The following is a 22,076-nucleotide window of genomic DNA, read 5'->3' on the forward strand; positions in this document are numbered from 1 at the left end:
GTGCCCGAACTGGTCGTGATCGCCGAGCAACTGCTCGCCCCCGTTCCGGGCGGCACCGGCCGGTACACCGCCGAACTGCTGCCCGCGCTCGCCCGCACCGCGCCGCCCGGCTGGACCGTGTCCAGCGTGGTCGCGCGGCACGCGGACGTCTCCGCGGCGCGGATCGAGGGCGTCGAAGGACCGCGCGTGCTGCCGCTGCCGCCGAGGGCGCTGGTCGCGCTGTGGCAGCTGGGCCTGCGCTGGTGGCCGGGCGGTGACGCGGTGCATGCGCCGACCCCGTTCGCGCCGCCCCGCCCCCCGGCTGGACGAACGCTGACCGTCACTGTGCATGACACCGTGCCGTGGACGCATCCGGAGACTTTGACCGCCCGAGGAGTCAGCTGGCACCGGTCGATGATCGCGCGGGCCGCGCGGCGGTCGTCCGGGCTGATCGTGCCGACCCGCGCGGTCGCCGACGAGCTGGCGGTGCTGCTGGACGTGGACGTTCCGGTGCGGGTCGTGCCGCACGGGGTGACCGTGCCGGAGGGGGCTGCTCAGCTGGATCTGCCGTCGCGGTACGTGCTGGCGGTCGGGACGATCGAACCGCGCAAGGGCATGGACGTGCTGGTCGACGCGGTGGCGCAGCTCGACGGCACGGACGAGGTCGGCAACGTCGGCCTCGTGCTCGCCGGCCAGCCCGGCTGGGGCGGCATCGACCCGGTGCGGCTGGCAGCCGACCGCGGCCTGAAATCGGTGCGGGTGCTGGGGAAGGTGACCGACGCCCAGCTGGCGACGGCGATGCGCGGCGCGAGCGTGCTGGCGATGCCGAGCCTCGCCGAGGGCTTCGGGCTGCCGCTGCTGGAAGCGATGGCGATCGGGGTGCCGGTGGTGCACACGGACGTCCCGGCGCTGGTGGAGGTGTCCGGCGGCGCGGGGCTGGTGGCGCCGCGCGGGGACGCCGATGCGCTGGCTCGGGCGCTGAAAGAGGTGCTGCTGTCGCCGGACAAGGCGGCGGAGATGTCGAAGCACGGGCGGGAACGGGCGCGGACGTTCACGTGGCGGGCTGCGGCGGAGGCGGTGTGGGCTGCCCATCGGCGGTCGAGCTGAGAGGTGCCGCGGCGGCGGAGCTGGGCTGCGGGCGTGTGCGTCGGCGGTCGGGCTGAGGGGTGCCGCGGAGGCGACGCGGGTCGGACGCGGCGGTGGAGCTGGGCTGTGGGCTGGCGTGTCGGCGGTCGAGCTGAGCGGTGTCGCGAGGCGACGCGGCGGAGCTGTCGAAGCTCGGCAACGGCGGCCGAGCGGACAGTCAGACAGAACCGTCGAGGTCACACGGTCGGGTGAACCCAGACGGGTGAGCGCAGGTGGGCGAGGGTGGGCGCCACCGGAGTTGGCGGCAGTTTGCCGGTTCCTGACCTGTGCGGTGGGTGATCGCCGTACGCTGCACTCGTGACCGGTGATCCCCGTGTGCTGATCGACGCGACCGCGGTGCCCGCGGATCGGGGCGGGGTCGGCCGATACGTGGACTCGCTCGTCGGCGCGCTCGATCAGGACGGGGCCCGGCTGACGGTGGTCTGCCAGCCGCGCGACCTGCCGCTCTACGGCCAGCTCGCGCCCAGTTCCCGGATCGTCGCCGCATCGCCCGCGACCTCGACGCGCACCGCTCGGCTGACCTGGGAACAGGCCACCCTGCCGCGGCTCGTGCGCCGGCTCGCCGCCGACGTCGTGCACTCGCCGCACTACACGATGCCGCTCGCCAGCGGGGCCGCTTCGGTGGTCACGCTGCACGACGCGACGTTCTTCACCGACGCCGTCCTGCACTCGTCGGTCAAGGCCCGTTTCTTCCGCGCTTGGACCACCACGGCGCTGCGCCGGGCAACACTCTGCGTAGTTCCCAGTCACGCGACAGCGGTAGAACTGGCTCGGGTGAGCCCGGTGCGGCGGGCCGAGATGGAGATCATCCATCACGGCGTCGACAGCGAACGCTTTCATCCGCCGTCCCCGGAGGAGATCGCGGCGGCGCGGAAGGCGGTCGGGCTGGGCGCGACGCCGTACATCGCGTTCCTCGGGGCGCTCGAACCGCGGAAAAACGTGCCCGCGCTGATCCGCGGTTACGCCCGCGCGGTCGCCGGGCAGCGGGACGCTCCGGCGCTCGTGCTCGCCGGGCAGCCCGGCTGGGACACTCAGGTGGAGCGCGCGCTGGACGCGGTGCCGCACCGGCTTCGGGTGATTCGCGCGGGGTACCTGCCGTTCGGCACGCTCGCCGGATTCCTTGGCGGCGCGGAACTTGTGGCTTATCCGAGCCTCGGCGAAGGCTTCGGACTGCCGGTTCTCGAGGCCATGGCCTGCGGTGCCGCAGTACTGACCACTCGTCGGCTGTCGCTGCCGGAGGTCGGCGGGGACGCGGTGGCGTACTGCGGCGTCGGCGCGGGCGATGTCGCCGCGGCGTTGACGGAACTGCTGGCCGATCCGTCGCGTCGTTCAGTGCTCGCTTCCGCGGCACAGCGGCGCGCCAAGGAATTCTCGTGGACGACAACGGCGGATCGGCACCGCGAGGCTTACGGAAAAGCCTGGCACCAGCATTTGCGCAATCGTTAACGGAGACCGTAAAGGGCTTCCGCGTTGGCGTGCGCGATCTTTTCCCGGTCTTCCTGATTTGGCAATTTCTCCAGGAATTCCGTGATGGCCGCGGCTTGCATCCGGTGGAACGGGTAATCGCCGGACAGCAGAATCCGGTCGGCGGTCGTGTATTCGAGTGCGTTGCGCAGCATTCGCGGGACGAGCATTCCGCTGGTCGCCAGGTGAATGTTGGTACGGAAATACTCGGCGACGCGACGTTCGAGATGGGTGGCCGTGTGCGACAGGCTGTCGATGCGGTCCAGTGCGAACAGGACCACCTCGCCCCAGTGGCCGAGGACGACCTGCAGGTTCGGGTGGCGGTCGAACGTTCCGCGCAGGATCAGCCGGATGACGGCGAGCCCGGCCTCGTAGTGCCAGCCGAGGCCGTAGGTGGCCAGCCCGAGGTCGAGTTCAGGGCTGAACCCGCTGTAGGAAGCCCGGCGCACTGACTCCACCGGGATCTGCGGGTGGACGAAAACCGGCCGCTCAAGCTCGGCGGCCGCGCCGAGCAGTTCGTCGTACGCGGGATCGTCGAGGGGACGATCGCCGCTGCGGCCGTACGACATGATGCCGACGTGCGCTGGGTCGTTCGCCGTCCGCTGCAGTTCGGCGAGGGCGGCGGCCGGGTCGGACATCGGCAGCGTCGTCATGGCGCGAAAGCGATCGGGATGCTTCGCGACGGCCTCGCTGGCGAGATCGTTCGCTTCGCGGCTCAGTTCGATGCCTTGCGGGGCCGGGCATCCGTGAGTTCCCGGCGGCGCGATCGAGAGCACTTGGACGTCGATGCCCGCCTCGTCCATCCACGCGACGCGCTGGTCGCCGATGTCGAGCAGGCGTTCCGGGAGGTCGCCCCGGTCGTTGTGGGCGATGCTCGGATCGCCGGATTCGGTGCGCAGCATCCGGTCGATGCCGGGGGTGGTCCAGTGCTCCTCGATCGCGACGGTTTTCATCGGCCTCCTCGTTATGGCTGGTGCTTTCGAGATTACCAGTTTTCGGTTAACCGGCCTTGGCTGTTTTGCGGACGTGGTGTGCGATAGCGACCGCGACTCCGCTCGCGACGAAGAATGCGGTGACCGCCGGATTCATGGATTTAGACAAACTGGGCGCGCTTTCCGGACTTAACGCCCAGAGTGCGAGGACTCCGAGATAGACCGCGGCCAGTCCGGCGGACCACCAGCGCAGGGCGCGCGGCTGGGAATTGCGAAGGCTGGAGACGACCAGCGCGATCAGCGGGATACCGGAGAGCAACGCGAATTGCCCGAGGACGAGCGCGGGAACGGACCAGGCGGTGATCAGGATGGGCAGCGAGGCACGAGATGCGGTCATGACGATTCTCCTTCGCGGGGTGGTGGTCAGCGGTGGCAGTGGGCTTCGGCGGCGGCCTTCAAATCGGCGAGCCAGAGGTCCAGGCCGGGGGCCAGGTACTTGATCGCGGTGGCGGGGTCGGCCTCGATTTGCGGCCCGGTCCAGCTTTCTTCGGTGCGCACGACGACTCCGCCGCGCACCGGGACGAAGTTCCAGACGTGCGTTCCCTTGTCGATCCGCAGGCCCTGGCCGATCGCGGGTCCGGACCAGCGGATGCACTGGCCGGGCTTGACCTGGTGGACGGTCGACGTGATGACCAGCGTCGTGGCCGGTGTCGACGGCGTGGCCGGGGCGGGTGTGGTCCAGCGGAACCGCGAACCGGGGTGCAGCCTGCCCGGGTCGAGGCGCTTCATGCTCGTGACCGGCTTCTGCCACTGCGGCCAGCTTTCGACGTTGGTGTGCAGCCGCCACACGGTGCTCAGCGGGGCCTTGATGAAGGTCTCCGCGCGGTGGTGGAGCTGGGCGGTCCGGTCGATGCCGTTGCCTTGGCAGGTCAGGGAACCCGGGTGCGTGGTGGCGGCTTGCGCGGGCGCGGCGCCCAGCAGTCCGGCGGCGATCGGAAGCGCGAGGAGGGCGGCGCGCAGGCGGCGTGCAGTGTTCGTCATGGTGAACTCCATTAGTGTCAGTTAATAATCTTAACTACGGTTAAGACCGTACAAGCTCGCCATCGTGAACGTCAATAGCGGAAGTGAAGGGGCTTAACTACACTGTGCGGGGATGAGCGAAGGGGAACGGCCGATGACCGAACAGGCACCGCGGGAGCGCTACCGCGAGCAGGTGCGCGGGGAGATCAAGCAGCACGCGCGGAACCAGATCGCCGAGGCGGGGCTGCCGGCGTTGTCGCTGACCGCGATCGCCAAGCAGATGAGCATGACCGTGCCCGCGCTGTACCGGTACTACCGCGGCCGGGACGAGCTGATCACCGCGTTGATCCGGGACGCGTTCCGGAGCCTCGCCGACACCGTCCGGGCGGCGGCGGATTCCGGGGCGGACCTGCTGGCCCTCGCCCACGTCATCCGCGACTGGGCCAAGGCCGATCCGCAGCGGTACTTCCTCATCTACGGCACTCCGGTGCCCGGCTACCACGCGCCGCCGGACACGACGGCGATCTCCAACGAGGTCATGGAAGTCCTGATCAAGGCGAACTCGGCCCTGGGCGAACCGGAGTCGGCGACGACGTTCCACGTGCACCTGGAAACGCATCGCGAGTGGGTGGACAGCGACACCGTCGGCACCGGCGCGGTGCGGCGCGCGCTGTCCTTCTGGACCCGCTTGCACGGCGTGCTGTCGCTCGAACTGGCCGGCCACTTCACCGGGATGAAGTTCGACCCGGCCCTGCTGATCGACGACGAACTGGCCGAGCTGAAAGCGTAAGCGGAAGTGACTGCGGGTGACCGGGTCGGTGGGCTGACGTAGCCGTCCGTGAGCAGTGGACAATGGCGCGGTGACTGAGCAGCGCACGTATGGTGACCGCGTCGGCGTCGTGACCGTGACCTACTTCCCTGGCGAAACGCTCGAGAAGTTCCTCGACACGCTCGACAAGGCGACTGACCGCGACGTCCACGTCGTCGTCGCCGACAACGCGTCCACCGACGGCGCTCCGGAAAAGGCCGCCGAACGCGAGAACGTGACGCTCGTCAGCATCGGCGAGAACGTCGGCTACGGGACCGCCGCCAACCGCGGCGTCGCGGCGCTCGACGACAGCTACGGCTGGGTCGTCGTGGTCAACCCGGACCTCGAATGGGAGCCGGGCTCGCTCGACGCGCTCCTCGAGGTCGCCGGCCGCTGGCCGCGCGGGGCTGCGTTCGGGCCGCTGATCCACGACCTCGACGGGACCGTCTACCCGTCCGCGCGGCTGCTGCCGTCGTTCGGCCGCGGGATCGGGCACGCGGTGTTCAGCAAGGTCTGGCCGGGCAACCCGTGGACCCGCGAATACCGCCAGGAGAACGCCGCGCCGACCGAGCGCACGTCCGGCTGGCTGTCCGGCTCCTGCCAGCTTTTCCGGCGCGAGGCGTTCGACTCCGTCGGCGGCTTCGACACCCGCTACTTCATGTACTTCGAGGACGTCGACCTCGGCGACCGGCTCGCGAAGGCGGGCTGGCAGAACGTCTACGCCCCGTCGTCGAGCGTGATGCACATCGGCGGCCACTCGACGGCGCGCGCGTCGGCGAAGATGCTGCGCGCCCACCACTCGAGCGCCTACCGCTACCTCGCCGACCGGCACCAGGGGCTGCTGTGGAAGCCGGTGCTGGCGGCGGTGAAGCTCGGGCTAGCGTTGCGCGTGAAGCTGGAGACCCGCAAGGGCTGACGGTCCGCGACGCCGGGACTGGCACCCGGGGCCGCCCGAGTCCGTAGGTTCGTGAGGGGAACCCTCATTGACTCTGATTCCCTCAGGGTTCCCCTCACGCACAGCAAACCCGACCCCCGGACAACAGCGGCGGCGGTCCGCAAAGGACAGCAGGGGCAACCGGCGTGCCTCCGCGGGCGTCCGGATGCTCAGCAGCCGCAACACTTTGCGGTCGTAAAGATCGCTCGCGGGAGACGCGACCTCCCGCACGGGAAGTCTCCCTGGGCAATCCGGGCAACCCGGGCCGGGGGAGACCCCGCGAGGATCACAGCCCGTCGAGCCGCCGGGACAGATTGGACCGGCCGCTGTTCTGCTTGACCGTCGGGACCAGGCCGGTCATTTCCTCCTCGGCCGGTTCCTTCAGCGGGCTCGCCACCGGCTTCGCCTGCGGGCGCGGGACCAGCGGCGTCGTCGTCTGCGGACCGGCCGGGCTCGGCACCGTCGGCTGCGGCAGGGTGTTCTGCGGGCCCGGGATCTCGAGCGGCCGCGTCGGCGTCGGCTGGGCCAGCGGATGCGGCGACGGCTGGGTTCGCGAGCCGCCTGCCAGCGGATGGTCGTTCTCTTCGATCAGCGACGCGGGCAATTGCGTCGTGGTGTCGGGGTCCAGCCCGGAGACCACCGCTCTGGAGATCTGCTGGGTGCTGGAGGAATCCATCGGAGACGTCATGTTGTCCGGCGTCACCACGAAGGCGCCGCGGGATCGTGCGCGTGCGAGCAAAGCGTCCGCGCGATCGCGGGGGTCCATTCCCCTCGGCCTCCCGACTGACCCGGGGCCTCTGGGGAAAGGCCCGCCTGTTTCCTGTCTAGGGTAGGCCCTCGGGGCCCGCGCCGCCCACGTTTCCCGCGGCTTGTCGCTCAGCGGTGCGTGATACAAAGGAGATTTTTGTGACGTCCGAGGTCGAGGTCGACGCCGTCGTACTGGTCGGCGGCCAGGGCACGCGGCTGCGCCCGCTCACGCTGTCCGCGCCGAAGCCGATGCTGCCGACGGCGGGCACGCCGTACCTGAGCCACCTGTTCTCCCGCATCCGCGCGGCCGGAATCCGGCACGTGGTGCTCGGCACGTCGTACCGGGCCGAGGTGTTCGAGGAGTACTTCGGCGACGGGTCCGCGCACGGCCTGGAACTCGAGTACGTGGTGGAGGACGAGCCGCTCGACACCGGCGGCGCCATCCGCAACGTCTACGACCGGCTGCGCGCCGACCACGCGATCGTCTTCAACGGAGACATCCTCTCCGGAGCCGATCTGCACGCTCAGCTGCGCACCCACCTCGACTCCGGCGCGGACGTCACCCTGCATCTTCAGCGCGTCCCCGACCCGAGCCGGTTCGGCTCGGTGCCGACTGATTCCGACGGCCGCGTCACCGCCTTCCTGGAGAAGACGCCGAACCCGCCGACGGACCAGATCAACGCCGGCTGCTACGTCTTCCGCCGTCCGGTGATCGAGACCATTCCGACGGGGCGGCGGGTGTCGGTCGAGCGCGAGACGTTCCCCGGGCTTCTCGAGAACGGCGCGCATCTGCACGGATTTGTCGACTCTTCGTACTGGCTCGACGTCGGCACCCCGGAAGCTTTTGTGCGCGGCAGTGCCGATCTGGTTCGCGGCGTCGCGCCTACGTCGGCGCTGGCCGGGCCGACCGGCGATTTTCTGGTGCTGGACGCGGCTTCCGTCTTCACCGGAGCGAAGCTCACCGACGGCACGACGATCGGTGCGCGGGCCATTGTCGGAAAGGGCGCGACGGTGTCCGGCTCGGTCGTGTTCGACGACGCGGTGATCGGTCCGGACGCGGTTGTGGAGAATTCGGTGCTGGGCCGCGGAGCTCAGGTCGGCGAGGGCGCGGTGCTGCGCGGTGTGGTGCTCGGCGACGGCGCGTCGGTGGGGGCCGGCTGCGAATTGCTTGCTGGCGTGCGGATCTGGCCCGGCGTTTCGGTGCCGGACGGCGGCATCCGGTTTTCGAGCGACGCGTGATGGAGTGGCGTCCGGGGTTTCCGGTGGATCTGGCGCAGGTGCTGGGTCCGCTGAGCCGTGGGCGCGGGTCGCTGAACTTCCGGCGCGACCGCGGCGTCTGGTGGCTGGCCGCGAACACGCCCGGCGGCAAGGGAACGCTCGCGCTGCTGCACCGGCCGGACGGGGTCGTCGAGGCCGAAGCCTGGGGCGACGGCGCGGATTTCCTGCTCGAGGGCGTACCCGCGCTGCTCGGCGCGGACGATGACGACACCGGATTCGTCGCGCACCACGACGTGATCGCCGAAGGCCGCCGCAACGCGCCCGGCTTGCGGCTCGGGTCGACCGGGCGGGTGTGGGACGCGCTGGTGCTGGCGATCCTCGAACAGAAGGTGAGCGGCAAGGAAGCGATCCGGTCGTGGGCGGAGCTGTGCCGGTGGTTCGGTACGCGCGCACCCGGACCGGGTCCGGATTCCCTGCGGGTGCCGCCGGATCCGGTCGCCATTCGGTCCATTGTGGACTGGAACTGGCACAAGATCGGCGTGGACCTGAAGCGCCGCACGGCCTTGATCGAGGCGGCCCGGGTGGCCCCGCGACTGGAGGAAGCGGTGCGGCTGCGCGGGGTCGAGGGTCGGGCGTGGCTGCGGAAGGTGCGCGGCATCGGCGTGTGGACGGCGGCGGAGATCGCCCAGCGCGCGTGGGGCGACCCGGACGCGGTCAGCTTCGGCGACTACAACATCCCGGCGATGGTCGGGCACACGCTGCTCGGGCGGAAGATCGACGACGAGGAGATGGCGCGGGTGCTCGCGCCGTACGCGCCGCAACGGCAACGCGCGATCCGGTATTTAGGGGCGGCTGGGGCTCGGAAGCCGAGGTTCGGGCCGCGGATTGAGCTGCGGGATTACCGGGCGATGTAGCTCGGCGCGATGGGTGCGGAGGTTGAGGTTCCGGCTGTGGGGCTACCGGGCGAGGCGAGCCAGCGCTGAGGTCTCGGCCGCCGAGGTTGCTGGGCGATGCAGGTCAGCGCGGCGGGTACGGGCCTGGCTGCTGACCGGGTCCCTGCGGCGGGTATTGGGCACCGGGCTGGGGCGGTTGCGGGGCGTTCGGGTACTGCGGGCCGGGCGGCGGGTAGCCGGGCTGGCCGGGGTAGTTCTGCGCGGGATAGCCGGGCTGCTGCGGGCCGGGCGCGGGGTAGCCGTGCTGGCCGGGCGGCGGATAGCCCTGCTGCGGCGGGAAGTAGCCCGGCGGCGGGCCTTGCTTCCGCCGGGACGAGGCTCGCACCGTCACCACGATCACGGCCACCACTCCAGCCAGCAGCATCAAGATGATGAGGTGCCAAGGCTGCACAGCCATGATGAAGATCCTCCCCTGGGCGAGGGTCCATCGTAGGCCGCTCAGTTGGGTTCGCGCACCGGAATGGATCAGTCCTGCGGGGGCTGCTGCGGAGGGTACTGCTGCCCGGGCTGCTGCGGAGGCTGCTTAGGCCGTCCCACCGTGAATTTCAGGACCAGTACGACCACCAGCAGCAGGATCAGCGCGCCCGGCAGGACGAGGTTCAGCATGGGCTTCCCAATCGGGTCGGGCACGGGCAAAACCCGATGCTAATTCCTCGCCGCGCTCAGCGCAGGGCAGCCGCCGCGATCGCCACGCCTTGTTCGGCCGACAAGCCCAGCCCGCGGATGACCTCGGCGTACGTGGCCGCGGCTGCCTGGGCGCGGGACAGCGTTTCGTCGCCCGTCGCGCCGACGAAAGTGCCTGCTCTGCCTCGGGTTTCCAGCAGTCCGGCTTCCTCGAGTTCGCGGTACGCGCGCGCCACGGTGTTCGGCGCGATGCCCAGGTCCGCGGCCAGTCCGCGCACCGTCGGGAGTTTCGTGCCGACCGCGAGAGTGCCGTCGTTGATCTGGTTCGCCAGCGAGGTCCGGACCTGTTCGAACGGCGGAACGGGCGAAGCCGGGTCGTAGCTGATGCTCATCGTTGCCGCCGTTTCCTCCGGATGCTCACCACAATGCCCAGCGCCAGCAGCGCGAACGCCACCGCGAAGCCGATCAGCACCACCCATCCGCTGATCGCGACGCCGGTGTCGCCCGGGTGCAGGTGGGGTCGCGCCAGGTCCATGCGCCCAGGTTAACGGGCCGCCGCGATCAGTTCGGCCAGATCTTCCGAACCCGCGGGCAGCGCGTCGACCGGCCACCAGCGCAGGTCGTCGGATTCCTCGCTGCGCACGGGTTCCGCGCCGGGAGGTGCGTGCACGGCGTACCGGACGTCGAAATGCCGAGTGGGGACGCCGAGCGAGCAGGTGATCGGGTGGACGTCCAGGTGCACCGGCGTTTCCCCGATCACCAGGCCGCTCATGCCGGATTCCTCGGTCGCCTCGCGCAGGGCGGCTTCGGACAGCGACGCGTCGGACGGTTCGCAGTGCCCGCCGAGTTGCAGCCAGCGGCCGACGCGCGGGTGCAGGGTCAGCAGGACCTGCGTGCCGGTCGAGTCGAGGACCACCGCGGACGCGGTCAGGTGTCCCGCCTCGCAGGAACGCTGGCAAGTGTCCGAACGCGACGCCAGGAAGCCGAGAAACGCTTGCCGCAGCGACTCTTGCGACGCGGGCCCGGGCTTCCACTCGGTCAGCGCGGCGACGGCGGATTCGTGCAGGGTCATCGTTCGATCAGCCCATCGCCGGTGGTGAGCGGTCCGCGCGGGGGAGCGGGTTCGGCCGGGTATCCGATGGCGACCGCGCCGAGCGGGTGCCACTGGTCGTCGAGGTCCAAAGTGGACCGGACCAGGTCGGCGGCGAAGATGGTCGAGCCGATCCAGCACGAGCCGAGGTCTTCGGCGGCCAGTGCGACCAGCAGACCCTGCACGGCGGCGCCGGCGGCGACGGTGAACATGGTGCGCTCGTGCCGGTTTCGCCGGTCGTCGCGGTAAGTGTGCGCGCCTTCGGGCAGCAGGAACGGGATCACGAGTTCCGGTGCGCGGTAGAGAATATCGCCGCGGGACAGGCGTTTCGCGATCTGTTCGGGCGTGAAACCGTCGCTGGTCAGGTCGGCTTCCCAGGACGAGCGCATCGCGTCGAGGAGTTTGCGGCGCAGACCTTCGTCGCGCAGCCAGATGAAGCGGACGGGGTGCGTGTGGTGCGGCGCGGGCGCGGTGAGCGCGGCTGCGACGGCGCGACGCATCGCCTCGGGATCCACCGGGTCGTCGCTGAATTGCCGGACGGAACGCCGGTGCGGCACGGCTTCCCGACGGCCCTGTGCGATGGATTCGTTGGTGCCCAACCGAAAAAGGTCGGTTTCGATCGGACGGATCAGGGTGCGCGCGGTGGAACCGTCGTCGTGGATCTGCAGCCCGCGCACGACCGCCACCGGCAGCCCGCCGAGCTTGCCCTTCACCAGGTCCGCGGCGGCGGCGATCTCGTCCGCGACCGCGATTTCCGTAACAGCCAGCTCGTTGCCCTGCGAATCGACCTGTCCGGCATACCCGTGCAGTACGCGCAGGCCGGACGCGCCGATCGCGGCGTCCGTCTGGCCGACTCGCCAGGCCCGGCCCATGGTGTCGGTGACGACCACGGCCACCTCGACGCCCAGCCGTTCCCGCAAGCCGTTGCGCAGAGCCAAAGCGGACGCGTCCGGATCCGCGGGCAGCAACGCCACTTCGTCGCCGCGCACGTTCGACGCGTCGATCCCGGACGCCGCCTGCACGATGCCCAACTGGTTCTCGGTGATCAGCGTGCGCGCGATCCGGGCGACGACCCGCACCGATTCTTCCTCGACCAGCTTGCGCCGGGCCGCGTCGCGCTCCTCGGGATCGCTCGGCACGCGCACGAGCCGACCCTCGATCTTCGAAAACGCCTTGCTGGTCACCACGACCACGTCGCCGGACCGCAGCCACGGCGCGGCGGACACGATCGCGCCGGTCAGGTCGTCGCCGGGACGGAACTCCGGCAATCCCGGGACCGGCAGGATCTCGATCTTCTGGGAAGCGTGGTCAGTCAAGAGGGACTCCCGCTACGTCGAGCGCCGCGCGGACCATGTCCGCCGTCGCGTCCACATCGGACATCAGCAGCGGCACCGCGCGCATGTCCACGCCGGGCACCGTGACCTCGTGATCCTCCGGCGCGACGAGCCAGCCGTCGAGCACGCCGCCCTCGGTTCGCGCACCGTAATGCCGGCCGACCGCCTCCGCGGAGGTCTCCACGCCGATCGCGGTGAGGCACGCGTCGGCCATGCCGCGCAACGCTTTCCCGCCGATGATCGGCGACACCCCGACGACCTTCGCGCGGGATTTCCGCAGCGCGTCGCGCACCCCGGGCACCCCGAGCGTCGTGCCGACCGACACGACCGGGTTCGACGGCGCGAACAGCACGACGTCCGCCTCGGCCAGCGCGGCCAGCACACCGGGGCCGGGCTTGGCCTCGTCGTTGCCGACCGCGACGATCGAATGCGCGGGCACGCCCGCCCGGTAGCGGACCCACCACTCCTGGAAGTGCACGGCCTTCTGCTGGTCCGGCTGCTCCGGGTCGTCGATCACGACGTGCGTCTCGACCCGGTCGTCCGACATCGGCAGCAGCCGCACGCCGGGCTGCCAGCGGTCGCACAGCGCCTCGGTGACCTGGGACAGCGGATAGCCCGCGCGCAGCATCCGCGACCGGATCAGGTGCGTCGCGATGTCCTTGTCGCCGAGCCCGAACCAGGTCGGCTCCGCGCCGTAGGCGGCGAGTTCCTCCTTGACCGTCCAGGTCTCGCCCGCGTGGCCCCAGCCGCGTTCGGAGTCGATGCCGCCGCCGAGGGTGTACATGCAGGTGTCGAGATCCGGGCAGATGCGCAGGCCGTGCATCCACACGTCGTCGCCGGTGTTGACCAGCGCCGTGATCTCGTGCGGGGACTCGCCCGCGCCGATCGCGGGAAGTCCGAGTGCGGTTTTGACCCCGAGCAGGAAGCGGGCGCCGCCCACCCCGCCAACCAGTACGACGATCTTCACGACTGGCGATCCTCGCACGTCCGCGGCGCCGGGCCCCAGTACCGGTACCTGTGGTGCTCCGAACAGCCCAGCGCGGAATACAACGCGAGTGCGCCGGTGTTGCCCACCGCCACTTGCAGGACCCACTTGCCGGCTCCGTGCGCGCGGCCCCAGTCCGCGAGCGCGTGCAGCACCGTCGTGGCGAGGCCGCGGCGGCGAAACGCCGGTGCGACCGCGAGGCGGGAGACGTGCAGCCAGTCGTCCACGATCGCGCCGCGCACCGCTCCCGCGGTGATTCCGTCGGCCAGCACGACGCCGTAGCCGACCTTTCCGGTGGTCACGACGTGCCACTGGGCGGAACTCGGCTCGGTGGTGCCCTCGGCCAAGTCCCACCATTCCGGCGTCGCCTGGTCGAGGACCTCGGCGCCGCGCGAAGGCCCGGACGGCAGCGGACCGGTCAGTACCGACACCTGGTGCCCGGCGGCGTGTTCGACCTGCTCGCGCCAGCCCGCCGCGGCCACCGCGCGCTCCAGCTCGCTGTCTTCCAGCACCTGGACCGCGGGCGGAATGCCGCGAGCGTGGGCGAAGTCACATACAGCGTCGAGCGCGTCCGGGAGCGGGCGGCCGGGGTCGCCGACGGCGAGTGTGCTGTTCGCGCGCCCGGTGAAGCCGTCCGCCCAGCGCAAAGTCCATTGTCCGAGCGGCTCCTCGACCACCGCCGGCCATGCTTTCGCGCACACGATTTCGAGCTTTTCCCGGGAGTTCACGGTTAGATTGTGACGGAGAGAGCTGTCCCGTTCCGCAGGAGAACCCCATGAGCTACGCGCGCAAGGACGACCGGCACAACGACGAGCTTGTCGACGAGATCGCCGATGGCTTCAAGCGGACTCTCGAAGAAAAACGCGAGGACGGCAAGCCCGCCGGCCCCGCGTTCACGATTACCGGCGATGCCCGGAACGCGCCGAAACCGCGTCGCCGGGACCGCTGAGCGGCGCGGATCCGCCCCGTTTCCAGGGGTGGGATAAGGGTCGCCTAACCACCACCGGGGGCCAGGGAAGCGCGTAATGTCCGCACCGACCGGCCCAGCAGGAGAAGCCAGGAGTACGCAGTGACCTACGTGATCGCCGAGCCCTGCGTCGACGTGCTCGACAAGGCGTGTATCGACGAGTGCCCCGTGGACTGCATCTACGAGGGCGAGCGGATGTTGTACATCCACCCGGACGAGTGCGTCGACTGCGGCGCCTGCGAGCCGGTCTGCCCGGTCGAGGCCATCTACTACGAGGACGACGTCCCGGACAACTGGTCCGACTACACCAAGGCGAACGTCGACTTCTTCAACGAGCTCGGCTCGCCCGGCGGTGCCTCCAAGGTCGGCAAGACCGCGCACGACCCGGGGTTCATCAAGGCTCTGCCCCCGCAGGGCGAATGACCCGGCTGCCCGACTTCCCCTGGGATTCGCTCGCCGAGGTCAAGGCCCGCGCGCAGGCGCATCCCGGGGGCATCGTCGACCTCTCCGTCGGCACGCCCGTCGACCCGGTGCCGGACTCGATCCGCGCCGCGCTCGCGTCGGTGTCGGAGATCCCCGGCTACCCGACCACGCACGGCACGCCTGAGCTGCGCGAAGCGGCCGTCACGGCGTTGCGGCGGCGGTACGGGATCACCGGCGTCGAACCGGACGCCGTGCTGCCGACGATCGGTTCGAAAGAGGCCGTGGCCTGGCTGCCGCGGCTGCTCGGCTTCGGGCCGGGCGACGTGGTGGTCATCCCGGAGCTGGCGTATCCGACGTACGAGGTCGGCGCGCTGCTCGCGGGCGCCGAGGTGGTGCGCGCGGACGGGCTGACCCAGCTCGGCCCGCGCCGCCCGGCGATGATCTGGCTGAACTCGCCGTCGAACCCGACCGGCCGCGTGCTCGGCGTCGACCACCTGCGCAAGGTGGTCGAATGGGCGCGCGACCGCGGCACCGTCGTGGTGTCCGACGAGTGCTACCTCTCGCTCGGCTGGGAGGCGGAACCGCTGTCGGTGCTGCATCCGTCCGTCCACGGTGGACAGACGGACGGCCTGCTCGCGGTGCATTCGCTGTCCAAGTCGGCGAACCTCGCCAGCTACCGCGCCGGTTTCGTGGCCGGTGACCCGAAACTGGTGAAGACGTTGCTGGAGGTGCGCAAGCACGCCGGCATGATCGTGCCGCGTCCGGTGCAGCAGGCGATGGTGGCCGCGCTCACCGACGACGAAGCCCTTGCCGTGCAACGCGAACGCTACCGTGCGCGTCGCGTGGTGCTGCGGAAGGCGTTGCAGGACAGCGGGTTTGAGATCACCTATTCCGAGGCTGGGCTGTATCTCTGGGCCACGCGCGGGGAATCCGCGCAGGCCACGGTGGAATGGCTTGCCGGGCGCGGGATTCTGGTCGCGCCGGGGACTTTCTACGGGCCCGCGGGTCGCGACCATGTGCGCGTCGCGCTGACGTCGACGGACGAGCGCATCGAGGCCGCCGCCGAGCGCCTCGCACAGGGCTAACGACCTCGCTCCCGCCTGGCCTGCCGTCCAGCTCAAAGCGCCCCAATGTGGCATTGGGTGCATCTGACGCACCGAACGCCACATTGGGTGCGTCGCATGCACCCAATGCCACATTGGGGCGCTCTCAGCGGGACCGTATGGCCGGGACGAGGCGGCCGGTGCAGCTCTCCGCTCCCGCAAGTGTCCGTGAAGGGCTCCTTGAGGGAATCAGATTCCCTCAAGGAGCCCTTCACGGACCTCCGCGTCGTGTGCCGGCCCGTGGGTTCAGTAGTCGCGGCCGGTGAAGCCGCGGTAGACGAACCGCGTCAGCGCCTCGATCGCTTCCTCGTCCGACGGCTGGTTCCAGCCCGCCGGTGGCGGGGTCAGCAGCCACATCTGCGCGAAGTTGTCGATCAGCTGATACATCATCGCGATGGTGAGCTGGGTGTTCGCGGGGAGCCGCAAGCCGGCCGCCGTGACGTATTCGAGGTGGCTCTCGACGTCTGAGGCCTGCGTGGCGCCGAAGTTCGCATACACGGCGGCGAAGTCGTCGTTCACCATCGCCGCCTGACGAAGCGCGAGCATCGTGGGCGCGTTGGCGCGGTAGAAGTCCCAGTACTGCCGCACGTGCCAGCGGACCGCTGCGGGATCGCTGAAATCGGACAGATGGTCCTCGCCCGCGGCCTGCCGGTCGCTGTCCTCGGCGAGGTCGGCCAGCAGGGCGACCAGCAGTTCTTCCTTGCCCGCGAAGTGGTTGTAGAACGACCCGGCGGCGCGGCCCGCTTCCTTGGTGATGTCGGTGATCTTCGTGTTCAGGTAGCCCTTGGCCGCGAACACGCGCTTGGCCGCTTCCTTCAGCGCCGTTTCCGTTTCGGCGGCTTTGTCCTTGCGGCTCGTCGCCGTCATCCGGCACCTCCCTTGACGGGAACGCTATCAGCGGGCATTCTGAACCTAGATTCACTGAATCAACATTCACCGAAAGGGGCGAGGGGTATGACGGTGCTGGTGGCGGGAGCGGGGCCGACGGGGCTCACGCTGGCGATCGAGCTGGCGCGGCGAGGGGTCGGCGTGCGGATCGTGGACAAGGCGGAGGAGTACTTCGCCGGTTCGCGCGGCGACGGGCTGCAGCCGCGCACGATGGAGGTTTTCGAGGATCTGGGCGTGCTGGACGCGGTGCACGCCGCAGGTGCGCCGCCGTATCCGGCGAAGGTGTACCTCGACGGGAAGTTCGCCATGGTGCGGCGGATGGCGGAACCGGTCGAGCCGACGCCCGCAGTGCCGTATCCGAACGCCTGGTTCCTCGGCCAGTCGCAGACCGAGGGGATCCTGCGGGACCGGCTGGCCGAGTTCGGTGTGCGGGTGGAGCTGAACACCGCGCTGACCGGCTTCACGCAGGACGACGAGGGTGTCACCGCCGAGCTGTCGACCGGGGAGACAGTTCGGGTCGAGTACCTGGTCGGCGCGGACGGCGGGAAGAGCTTCGTGCGCAAGGCGCTGGGGATCGCCTTCGAGGGGACCACCGACGAGTCGATCCGGCTGCTGCTGGGCGACGTCTCGGCGGAGGGTCTCGACCACGACTCGGGGTACTGGTTCGCGACGGCGGACGAGCCGATGTCCGGCGTCGCGTTCACACCGCTCGCCGGGACGCCGCACTTCCAGTTCTCGTCCCCGCTCGGCGACGGTGCCGCGGAGGCCTCGCTGAGCGCGTTGCAGGCGCACCTGGACCGGGTGTCCGGCGGCGGGATCCGGCTGCTCGACCTGGCGTGGTCCACGGTGTGGCGGCCGAACATCCGGCTGGCCGCGGCGTTCCGGCAGGGCCGGGTGTTCCTAGCCGGGGACGCCGCGCACGTGCACCCGCCGACGGGCGGGCAGGGGCTGAACACCGGCGTGCAGGACGCGTACAACCTCGCCTGGAAGCTTGCCGACGGATCGCCTGCGCTGCTGGACAGCTACGAGGCGGAACGGCGCGCGGTCGCGGCGCGGGTGCTGGGGGTGAGCAGTGCGTTGCTGGAGAAGTACAAGGAAGGTTCCGAGGACGCGCACAAACGCGGACCGGAGACGCAGCAGCTCGACCTGACTTACCGGGGCGGACCGCTGTCGCCGGTGGGCACGGGTGCGTTGCGACCGGGGGATCGGGCGCCGGACGCGCCGCTTGTCGACGGGAATGGCAAGGGGGTGCGGCTGTTCGAGTTGTTCCGGGGTCCACATGCGACAGAACTCGTGTTCGGCGAGGGTCCGCTCGGGACGGAGCATCCGGCTTATCGGATTTTGCCGCAGGGATCGACGGGGGAATTCGTTGACGCGGGCGGGCATGCTTACGCGGCTTATGAAGGGGTGCCGGGGAAGCGGGTGCTGGTGCGGCCGGACGGGTATGTGTGGTCGGTTAAATGACCGCGTGCTCGGCTTTTTCGATGCGGTGCCACACATCGAGCCATGCGGCTCGGGCTCGGGCGCGCTTGGCTAGTTCGTGTTCGACGATCCGGCCAGCGACAAACCCGATCTCCGCGTCCGCGTTGGCCAGCGCGCCGCGCACCTTCTCCGCGGCGTAAACCGCGTCCTGGTGATCACCCAGGACGGTCTGGAATTTGCGGGTCGCCTTGATGAGCTCCGACAGCTTTTCGGCCTGCTTCTTCTTCGCCGCCGATCGGGCCAATTCGGCGGTGTAGCGCAGTTTCTTGCCGTGGATGCGCAGCGCGTGCAGGTCGTCGTCCGGCGGATTCGGCGGCAGGGCGGCGACCGCGCGGGCGAGCTTCCGGTACGGCTTGCGCACGTCGGCGGCCAAGCCGGGTTTCTCGGACGGCGTCTCGTCGATCTCGTGCTCCGCGGTGCGGGACAGTTGGGCGACGCCCTGCAGCAGAGTCGCGTACCGAGGGCTCGACAGCGCGCGGTTCAGCCGTCGGCGGGCGGTGGTGCGTTCGGCGACGAAGCGGGACACCAGCCGTCGTCCGGCGGCCTGGTCTCGGACGTCGAAGTCGGCGATCACCTCGCGCAGGTGGCCGATCAGGACGTCGTAGTCGCGGACCTCGCCGAGGACCTGGCCCAGCCAGCCGAGGTCGGCGCGCACGGGTTCCGCAGTGGCCCCGACCAGCGCGCTGGACGATTTCAGCACGCTTCGCATCCGCCGTTGCGCCACGCGCATCTGGTGCAGTTCTTCCGGGTCGGCACCGGCCCGGGTGCCGGGTTCGCGGGACAGCAGTTCGCGCAGTTCGTGGTCGAGTTTGGCGCGCACGTGCGCGGCCGCCGGGGCCTCGGGGTCCGCTTTCGCCGGTTCGGCGGGGAGCCCGAGTGCGGCCGGCGTCGTCGGTTCCGGAGTACGGCGGCGGCTGGTCGCTTCGGAAGTCACCTGGTTAATAGTAGGTGAACAACGATCGGATCGGAGTCCGCCGAAACAGCGAGAGGGTGCGCTCCCCGTCGCGGGAAGCGCACCCTCTCGAAGGCTGGATCAGTTGGCGTGCAGTGCTTCGTTCAGCTTGATGCCGACCCCGCCGCGCGGCACGACCTCGACCGCGCCGGTCGCGGAGTTGCGCCGGAAGACCGCGCCGGAGATGCCGGACAGCTCGCGCGCCTTGACCGTCTTGCCGTCGACCTCGACCTTGGTGCCCGCGGTGATGTACAGCCCGGCCTCGATCACCGAATCGTCGCCGAGGGAGATGCCCGCGCCGCCGTTCGCGCCGATCAGGCAGCGTTCGCCGACCGAGATCACCTCGGTGCCGCCGCCGGACAGGGTGCCCATGATCGACGCGCCGCCGCCGACGTCGCTGCCGTCGCCGACCAGCACACCCGCCGAGATGCGGCCCTCGACCATCGACGCGCCGAGCGTGCCCGCGTTGAAGTTGACGAAGCCCTCGTGCATCACGGTGGTGCCGGACGCCAGGTGCGCGCCGAGGCGCACGCGGTCGGCGTCGGCGATGCGGACGCCGGTCGGCAGCACGTAGTCGACCATCCGCGGGAACTTGTCCACGCCGTACACCGCGACCGCGCCGCGCGAACGCAGCCGCAGCCGGGTCTGCTCGAAGCCCTCGACCGGGCACGGGCCGTGGCTCGTCCACACGACGTTGGCCAGCAGGCCGAAGATGCCGTTGAGGCTCTGCCCGTGCGGCCGGACCAGCCGGTGCGACAGCAGGTGCAAGCGCAGGTAGACGTCGTGGGCGTCGGCGGGCGCGGTGGCAAGGCTGCCGATCGTGACGCGCACCGCGACGACCTCGACACCGCGGTCGGTGTCCGGGCCGAGCAGCGCGGCCGCGGACTCGCCGAGCAGCTCGGCGGTCTGCTCCGCGGTCAGCCGCTCGGTGCCGCCGGTGCCTGCGTCGACCAGCTTGGGGTGCGGGTACCAGGTGTCCAGCACAGTTCCGTCGGACGTGACGGTCGCCAGCCCGACGCCGACGGCGCCGGTCGTTTCGGGGTCAGGGGTCTGCTCGCTCACGCTGGTCACGGTAGCTGAAGCGGGCCGGATCAACCCGTGGTGGCCAGCTGGCTCACCTTTTGCTTGACCTCGGTCAGCGCGGCCGAGATCGAGACGAGCGCCTGCGTGCACTCCCCGCCCGGGGTCGCCGTGGTGGTGCAGCCTGCCTGGCGGAACGCGCCGACCGCCTGGTCGATCGCGGTCGCGTCGCGGTCGAGCGGCTGGTTGACCGTCTTGCCCGCTTTCGCCAGCTTGTGCACCGAACCGGCGGTGTTGCCGACCTCGGTGACGTATTTCTCACAGCCCTTGGGCAGCTGGGTTTGCGGGCCGGTGAAGCAGGAGTCGGCCGACAGCGCCTCGAGCTTGGTCGGCAGGGCGTCCGGACCCGGATCGCCGGCTCCCGGGCGGGCCTTGGGCCCGGCCTCGGTACTGCAGCCGGTGAGGACGAGGGCGAGGACGCCGAGAGCGACCAGGGAGCTTCGCGTGCGCACGTCCTCACGGTAGCCCCCGTCCTTGCTGGGTACGGTGCCGGTATGACCTCCCTTGACCTGCGCGCCGATCCGGCCGAGCTCACTGCTGCCCTTGTGGATGTGTTCAGCGTCTCCGGGGAGGAGGGGAAGCTCGCTGATGCGGTGCAGGCGGCGTTGGTGGAGCAGGCTCCGCATTTGGAGGTTGTGCGCAATGGGGATGCTGTTTTGGCGCGGACTCATTTGGGACGGGCTACTCGGGTGATTCTTGCCGGGCATTTGGATACCGTGCCGGAGAATGCCAATTTGCCTTCTCGGCTTACTGGCGCGGGGGACGACGCGGTGCTGCATGGGCTTGGGGCTGTGGATATGAAGGGCGGGGATGCGGTGTTTTTGCATCTCGCCGCTACTTTGCCGGAGCCTCGGCATGATGTGACGTTTGTTTTTTATGACAATGAAGAGGTTGAGGCGGTTAAGAACGGGCTAGGGCGGATCGAGCGGGAGCTGCCCGAGTGGCTTTTGGGGGATTTGGCGATTGTGGGGGAGCCGTCCAACGGTGTGATCGAGGCTGGGTGTCAGGGGACTTTGCGGGTTGAGGTTCGGACTTCCGGGGCTCGGGCGCATACTGCGCGGGCTTGGATGGGGTCGAATGCGATTCATGCGTTGGCTGAGCCGTTGCGGAGGTTGGCTTCTTATTCGGCTCGGGTGGTGGATATTGACGGGCTGACTTATCGGGAGGGGCTGCAGGCTACTGCTATTTCTGGTGGGGTGGCTGGGAATGTGGTGCCTGATGCTGCTGTTCTGACGGTTAATCATCGGTTTGCGCCGGATCGCAGTGCGGAGCAGGCTGAGGCGCATGTGCGTGAGGTTTTTGACGGGTTTGACGTGACGTTGGTGGATATGTCGCCGGGGGCGTTGCCTGGGTTGTCTGCGCCTGCTGCTGCGGAGCTTGTGGCTGCGGCTGGGGGGACTGCGGCGGCTAAGTTGGGGTGGACTGATGTGGCTCGGTTTGCCGCGTTGGGGATGCCTGCGGTGAATTTTGGGCCGGGGGATCCTACTTTGGCTCATACTCAGCAGGAGAATGTGCGGGTGGGGGAGATTCGGGGGGTTGCTTCGGTGTTGAGGGAGTTTCTTAGCTGAGGTTCGGCTCGTCGCCTGGCGGCGACATTGCGCCCTGTCGTGCGTGGGGCACCCCGAAGCTTGAGTGTGCTGACGGTCTGGGGGTGCTTGTCAAGGCGGGAAAGATGCCTTGACAAGCACCCCCGAACCGCAGGGCGGCTTCGTATCGGGGTGCGGGGGAGGGGCTGGGTGCCTCGAACGTTGGGTGCACCGGTGCGGTTTGGGGGCTGGGTGCACCGAACGTTGGGTGCATCGGCTGCGGTTTTGGGTTGGGGCTAGCGCCCCAATGTGGCGTTGGGTGCGTCAGATGCACCGAACGCCACATTGGGTGCGTGGGATGCACCCAATGCCACATTGAGGTTTTCTCAGTAGGGCTGGGCGGGGTGCGTGTCGCCGGGAG

General features: G+C 69.8%; 27 protein-coding genes. 11 read left to right on the forward strand and 16 right to left on the reverse strand.

The annotated features are described in order from the left end of the window. Entirely contained in the window at window positions 1-1,086 is a 1,086-nt protein-coding gene (locus ACFORO_RS40495) for a glycosyltransferase family 4 protein (RefSeq protein ID WP_377873699.1), read from the forward strand. Between the two features lie 354 nt (window positions 1,087-1,440). After that, on the forward strand, window positions 1,441-2,571 hold the full coding sequence (locus ACFORO_RS40500) for a glycosyltransferase family 4 protein (RefSeq protein ID WP_354745438.1): 1,131 nt from the start codon (window positions 1,441-1,443) through the stop codon (window positions 2,569-2,571). Here ACFORO_RS40500 and ACFORO_RS40505 read toward each other — a convergent pair. From ACFORO_RS40505 to ACFORO_RS40515, 3 genes are read right to left on the reverse strand one after another with little or no spacing between them, the layout of a single operon-like run. Further along, the gene (locus tag ACFORO_RS40505) at window positions 2,568-3,542 is read right to left on the reverse strand and encodes an amidohydrolase family protein (protein ID WP_377873700.1); all 975 of its coding nucleotides are present in this window, start codon (window positions 3,540-3,542) and stop codon (window positions 2,568-2,570) included. The genes ACFORO_RS40500 and ACFORO_RS40505 overlap by 4 nt on opposite strands. Window positions 3,543-3,588: 46 nt before the next feature. Then, on the reverse strand, window positions 3,589-3,918 hold the full coding sequence (locus ACFORO_RS40510; protein WP_377873701.1) for a hypothetical protein: 330 nt from the start codon (window positions 3,916-3,918) through the stop codon (window positions 3,589-3,591). A gap of 26 nt (window positions 3,919-3,944) precedes the next feature. After that, window positions 3,945-4,562 carry an SRPBCC family protein gene (locus tag ACFORO_RS40515; protein WP_377873702.1) on the reverse strand — a complete coding sequence of 206 codons (618 nt, stop codon included), beginning with the start codon at window positions 4,560-4,562 and terminating at the stop codon, window positions 3,945-3,947. A gap of 133 nt (window positions 4,563-4,695) precedes the next feature. Here ACFORO_RS40515 and ACFORO_RS40520 point away from each other — a divergent pair, with 133 nt between their 5' ends. Both ACFORO_RS40520 and ACFORO_RS40525 read left to right on the forward strand, forming a co-directional pair. Further along, a complete protein-coding gene (locus tag ACFORO_RS40520; protein ID WP_354745439.1) occupies window positions 4,696-5,331 on the forward strand; it encodes a TetR/AcrR family transcriptional regulator in 636 nt (211 codons plus the stop codon). Between the two features lie 70 nt (window positions 5,332-5,401). Further along, window positions 5,402-6,265, forward strand: a complete 864-nt coding sequence (locus tag ACFORO_RS40525; protein WP_377873703.1) for a glycosyltransferase family 2 protein — start codon at window positions 5,402-5,404, stop codon at window positions 6,263-6,265. A 304-nt stretch (window positions 6,266-6,569) separates the two neighbouring features. Here the strand turns inward: ACFORO_RS40525 and ACFORO_RS40530 are convergent, their stop codons facing one another. Continuing rightward, a complete protein-coding gene (locus ACFORO_RS40530) occupies window positions 6,570-7,049 on the reverse strand; it encodes a hypothetical protein (RefSeq protein ID WP_344288719.1) in 480 nt (159 codons plus the stop codon). Between the two features lie 140 nt (window positions 7,050-7,189). Here ACFORO_RS40530 and ACFORO_RS40535 point away from each other — a divergent pair, with 140 nt between their 5' ends. Together ACFORO_RS40535 and ACFORO_RS40540 are read left to right on the forward strand one after the other, a co-directional pair. Then, window positions 7,190-8,269: an NDP-sugar synthase gene (locus ACFORO_RS40535; protein ID WP_354745401.1), complete on the forward strand. Its 1,080-nt coding sequence runs from the start codon at window positions 7,190-7,192 to the stop codon at window positions 8,267-8,269. Further along, the gene (locus tag ACFORO_RS40540) at window positions 8,269-9,162 is read left to right on the forward strand and encodes a DNA-3-methyladenine glycosylase family protein (RefSeq protein ID WP_377873704.1); all 894 of its coding nucleotides are present in this window, start codon (window positions 8,269-8,271) and stop codon (window positions 9,160-9,162) included. The genes ACFORO_RS40535 and ACFORO_RS40540 overlap by 1 nt, the downstream gene beginning before the upstream one ends. A 103-nt stretch (window positions 9,163-9,265) precedes the next feature. Here ACFORO_RS40540 and ACFORO_RS40545 read toward each other — a convergent pair whose 3' ends face one another. The 8 genes from ACFORO_RS40545 to ACFORO_RS40580 form a co-directional block, all read right to left on the reverse strand. Beyond that, window positions 9,266-9,598 carry a hypothetical protein gene (locus tag ACFORO_RS40545; RefSeq protein WP_377873705.1) on the reverse strand — a complete coding sequence of 111 codons (333 nt, stop codon included), beginning with the start codon at window positions 9,596-9,598 and terminating at the stop codon, window positions 9,266-9,268. A 68-nt stretch (window positions 9,599-9,666) separates the two neighbouring features. Next, window positions 9,667-9,831: a hypothetical protein gene (locus ACFORO_RS40550; RefSeq protein ID WP_377873706.1), complete on the reverse strand. Its 165-nt coding sequence runs from the start codon at window positions 9,829-9,831 to the stop codon at window positions 9,667-9,669. A 32-nt stretch (window positions 9,832-9,863) separates the two neighbouring features. Then, window positions 9,864-10,217 (reverse strand): GntR family transcriptional regulator, encoded by a 354-nt coding sequence (locus ACFORO_RS40555; RefSeq protein WP_344288708.1) that lies wholly within the window; start codon window positions 10,215-10,217, stop codon window positions 9,864-9,866. Continuing rightward, on the reverse strand, window positions 10,214-10,360 hold the full coding sequence (locus ACFORO_RS40560) for an LPXTG cell wall anchor domain-containing protein (protein ID WP_093575833.1): 147 nt from the start codon (window positions 10,358-10,360) through the stop codon (window positions 10,214-10,216). The genes ACFORO_RS40555 and ACFORO_RS40560 overlap by 4 nt, the downstream gene beginning before the upstream one ends. Window positions 10,361-10,369: 9 nt before the next feature. After that, entirely contained in the window at window positions 10,370-10,897 is a 528-nt protein-coding gene (locus tag ACFORO_RS40565; protein WP_354745410.1) for an NUDIX hydrolase, read from the reverse strand. After that, window positions 10,894-12,231: a coenzyme F420-0:L-glutamate ligase gene (locus ACFORO_RS40570; protein WP_377873707.1), complete on the reverse strand. Its 1,338-nt coding sequence runs from the start codon at window positions 12,229-12,231 to the stop codon at window positions 10,894-10,896. The genes ACFORO_RS40565 and ACFORO_RS40570 overlap by 4 nt, the downstream gene beginning before the upstream one ends. Beyond that, a complete protein-coding gene (gene cofD / locus ACFORO_RS40575; RefSeq protein ID WP_377873708.1) occupies window positions 12,224-13,216 on the reverse strand; it encodes a 2-phospho-L-lactate transferase in 993 nt (330 codons plus the stop codon). Before cofD ends, ACFORO_RS40570 begins: the two co-directional genes overlap by 8 nt. Next, entirely contained in the window at window positions 13,213-13,962 is a 750-nt protein-coding gene (locus ACFORO_RS40580) for a GNAT family N-acetyltransferase (protein WP_377873709.1), read from the reverse strand. The genes cofD and ACFORO_RS40580 overlap by 4 nt, the downstream gene beginning before the upstream one ends. Before the next feature lie 47 nt (window positions 13,963-14,009). On the opposite strand from ACFORO_RS40580, the gene ACFORO_RS40585 reads away from it, so the two are divergent. From ACFORO_RS40585 to dapC, 3 genes are all read left to right on the forward strand, one after another. Next, window positions 14,010-14,183 (forward strand): hypothetical protein, encoded by a 174-nt coding sequence (locus ACFORO_RS40585; protein ID WP_093575832.1) that lies wholly within the window; start codon window positions 14,010-14,012, stop codon window positions 14,181-14,183. Window positions 14,184-14,303: 120 nt separating this feature from the next. Further along, the gene (fdxA, locus tag ACFORO_RS40590) at window positions 14,304-14,624 is read left to right on the forward strand and encodes a ferredoxin (RefSeq protein ID WP_009072848.1); all 321 of its coding nucleotides are present in this window, start codon (window positions 14,304-14,306) and stop codon (window positions 14,622-14,624) included. Further along, window positions 14,621-15,709 carry a succinyldiaminopimelate transaminase gene (gene dapC / locus ACFORO_RS40595; RefSeq protein WP_377873710.1) on the forward strand — a complete coding sequence of 363 codons (1,089 nt, stop codon included), beginning with the start codon at window positions 14,621-14,623 and terminating at the stop codon, window positions 15,707-15,709. Before fdxA ends, dapC begins: the two co-directional genes overlap by 4 nt. A gap of 264 nt (window positions 15,710-15,973) precedes the next feature. Here dapC and ACFORO_RS40600 read toward each other — a convergent pair whose 3' ends face one another. Then, a complete protein-coding gene (locus tag ACFORO_RS40600; protein ID WP_377873711.1) occupies window positions 15,974-16,594 on the reverse strand; it encodes a TetR/AcrR family transcriptional regulator in 621 nt (206 codons plus the stop codon). Between the two features lie 87 nt (window positions 16,595-16,681). On the opposite strand from ACFORO_RS40600, the gene ACFORO_RS40605 reads away from it, so the two are divergent. After that, complete coding sequence (locus ACFORO_RS40605) at window positions 16,682-18,079, forward strand: FAD-dependent monooxygenase (protein WP_377873712.1); 1,398 nt, start codon at window positions 16,682-16,684, stop codon at window positions 18,077-18,079. Here ACFORO_RS40605 and ACFORO_RS40610 read toward each other — a convergent pair. From ACFORO_RS40610 to ACFORO_RS40620, 3 genes are all read right to left on the reverse strand, one after another. Beyond that, window positions 18,072-19,031 carry a CHAD domain-containing protein gene (locus ACFORO_RS40610; RefSeq protein WP_377873713.1) on the reverse strand — a complete coding sequence of 320 codons (960 nt, stop codon included), beginning with the start codon at window positions 19,029-19,031 and terminating at the stop codon, window positions 18,072-18,074. The genes ACFORO_RS40605 and ACFORO_RS40610 overlap by 8 nt on opposite strands. 99 nt (window positions 19,032-19,130) lie before the next feature. Then, on the reverse strand, window positions 19,131-20,111 hold the full coding sequence (gene dapD / locus ACFORO_RS40615) for a 2,3,4,5-tetrahydropyridine-2,6-dicarboxylate N-succinyltransferase (RefSeq protein WP_377873714.1): 981 nt from the start codon (window positions 20,109-20,111) through the stop codon (window positions 19,131-19,133). A gap of 29 nt (window positions 20,112-20,140) precedes the next feature. Continuing rightward, entirely contained in the window at window positions 20,141-20,581 is a 441-nt protein-coding gene (locus ACFORO_RS40620; protein ID WP_354745430.1) for a hypothetical protein, read from the reverse strand. Between the two features lie 42 nt (window positions 20,582-20,623). On the opposite strand from ACFORO_RS40620, the gene dapE reads away from it, so the two are divergent. Beyond that, entirely contained in the window at window positions 20,624-21,697 is a 1,074-nt protein-coding gene (dapE, locus tag ACFORO_RS40625; RefSeq protein ID WP_377873715.1) for a succinyl-diaminopimelate desuccinylase, read from the forward strand. Window positions 21,698-22,076: the final 379 nt, after the last annotated feature.

Source organism: Amycolatopsis halotolerans (assembly GCF_042647905.1).
Taxonomy (GTDB): domain Bacteria; phylum Actinomycetota; class Actinomycetes; order Mycobacteriales; family Pseudonocardiaceae; genus Amycolatopsis; species Amycolatopsis halotolerans.

Bases quoted from the DNA above. Each gene is read 5' to 3' on its own strand.
- ACFORO_RS40505 (WP_377873700.1), bottom strand. From the start codon at position 3,542: ATGAAAACCGTCGCGATCGAGGAGCACTGGACCACCCCCGGCATCGAC.
- ACFORO_RS40510 (WP_377873701.1), bottom strand. From the start codon at position 3,918: ATGACCGCATCTCGTGCCTCGCTGCCCATCCTGATCACCGCCTGGTCC.
- ACFORO_RS40515 (WP_377873702.1), bottom strand. From the start codon at position 4,562: ATGACGAACACTGCACGCCGCCTGCGCGCCGCCCTCCTCGCGCTTCCG.
- ACFORO_RS40520 (WP_354745439.1), top strand. From the start codon at position 4,696: ATGACCGAACAGGCACCGCGGGAGCGCTACCGCGAGCAGGTGCGCGGG.
- ACFORO_RS40530 (WP_344288719.1), bottom strand. From the start codon at position 7,049: ATGGACCCCCGCGATCGCGCGGACGCTTTGCTCGCACGCGCACGATCC.
- ACFORO_RS40540 (WP_377873704.1), top strand. From the start codon at position 8,269: ATGGAGTGGCGTCCGGGGTTTCCGGTGGATCTGGCGCAGGTGCTGGGT.
- ACFORO_RS40545 (WP_377873705.1), bottom strand. From the start codon at position 9,598: ATGGCTGTGCAGCCTTGGCACCTCATCATCTTGATGCTGCTGGCTGGA.
- ACFORO_RS40555 (WP_344288708.1), bottom strand. From the start codon at position 10,217: ATGAGCATCAGCTACGACCCGGCTTCGCCCGTTCCGCCGTTCGAACAG.
- ACFORO_RS40560 (WP_093575833.1), bottom strand. From the start codon at position 10,360: ATGGACCTGGCGCGACCCCACCTGCACCCGGGCGACACCGGCGTCGCG.
- ACFORO_RS40565 (WP_354745410.1), bottom strand. From the start codon at position 10,897: ATGACCCTGCACGAATCCGCCGTCGCCGCGCTGACCGAGTGGAAGCCC.
- ACFORO_RS40585 (WP_093575832.1), top strand. From the start codon at position 14,010: ATGAGCTACGCGCGCAAGGACGACCGGCACAACGACGAGCTTGTCGAC.
- dapC (WP_377873710.1), top strand. From the start codon at position 14,621: ATGACCCGGCTGCCCGACTTCCCCTGGGATTCGCTCGCCGAGGTCAAG.
- ACFORO_RS40600 (WP_377873711.1), bottom strand. From the start codon at position 16,594: ATGACGGCGACGAGCCGCAAGGACAAAGCCGCCGAAACGGAAACGGCG.
- ACFORO_RS40605 (WP_377873712.1), top strand. From the start codon at position 16,682: ATGACGGTGCTGGTGGCGGGAGCGGGGCCGACGGGGCTCACGCTGGCG.
- dapE (WP_377873715.1), top strand. From the start codon at position 20,624: ATGACCTCCCTTGACCTGCGCGCCGATCCGGCCGAGCTCACTGCTGCC.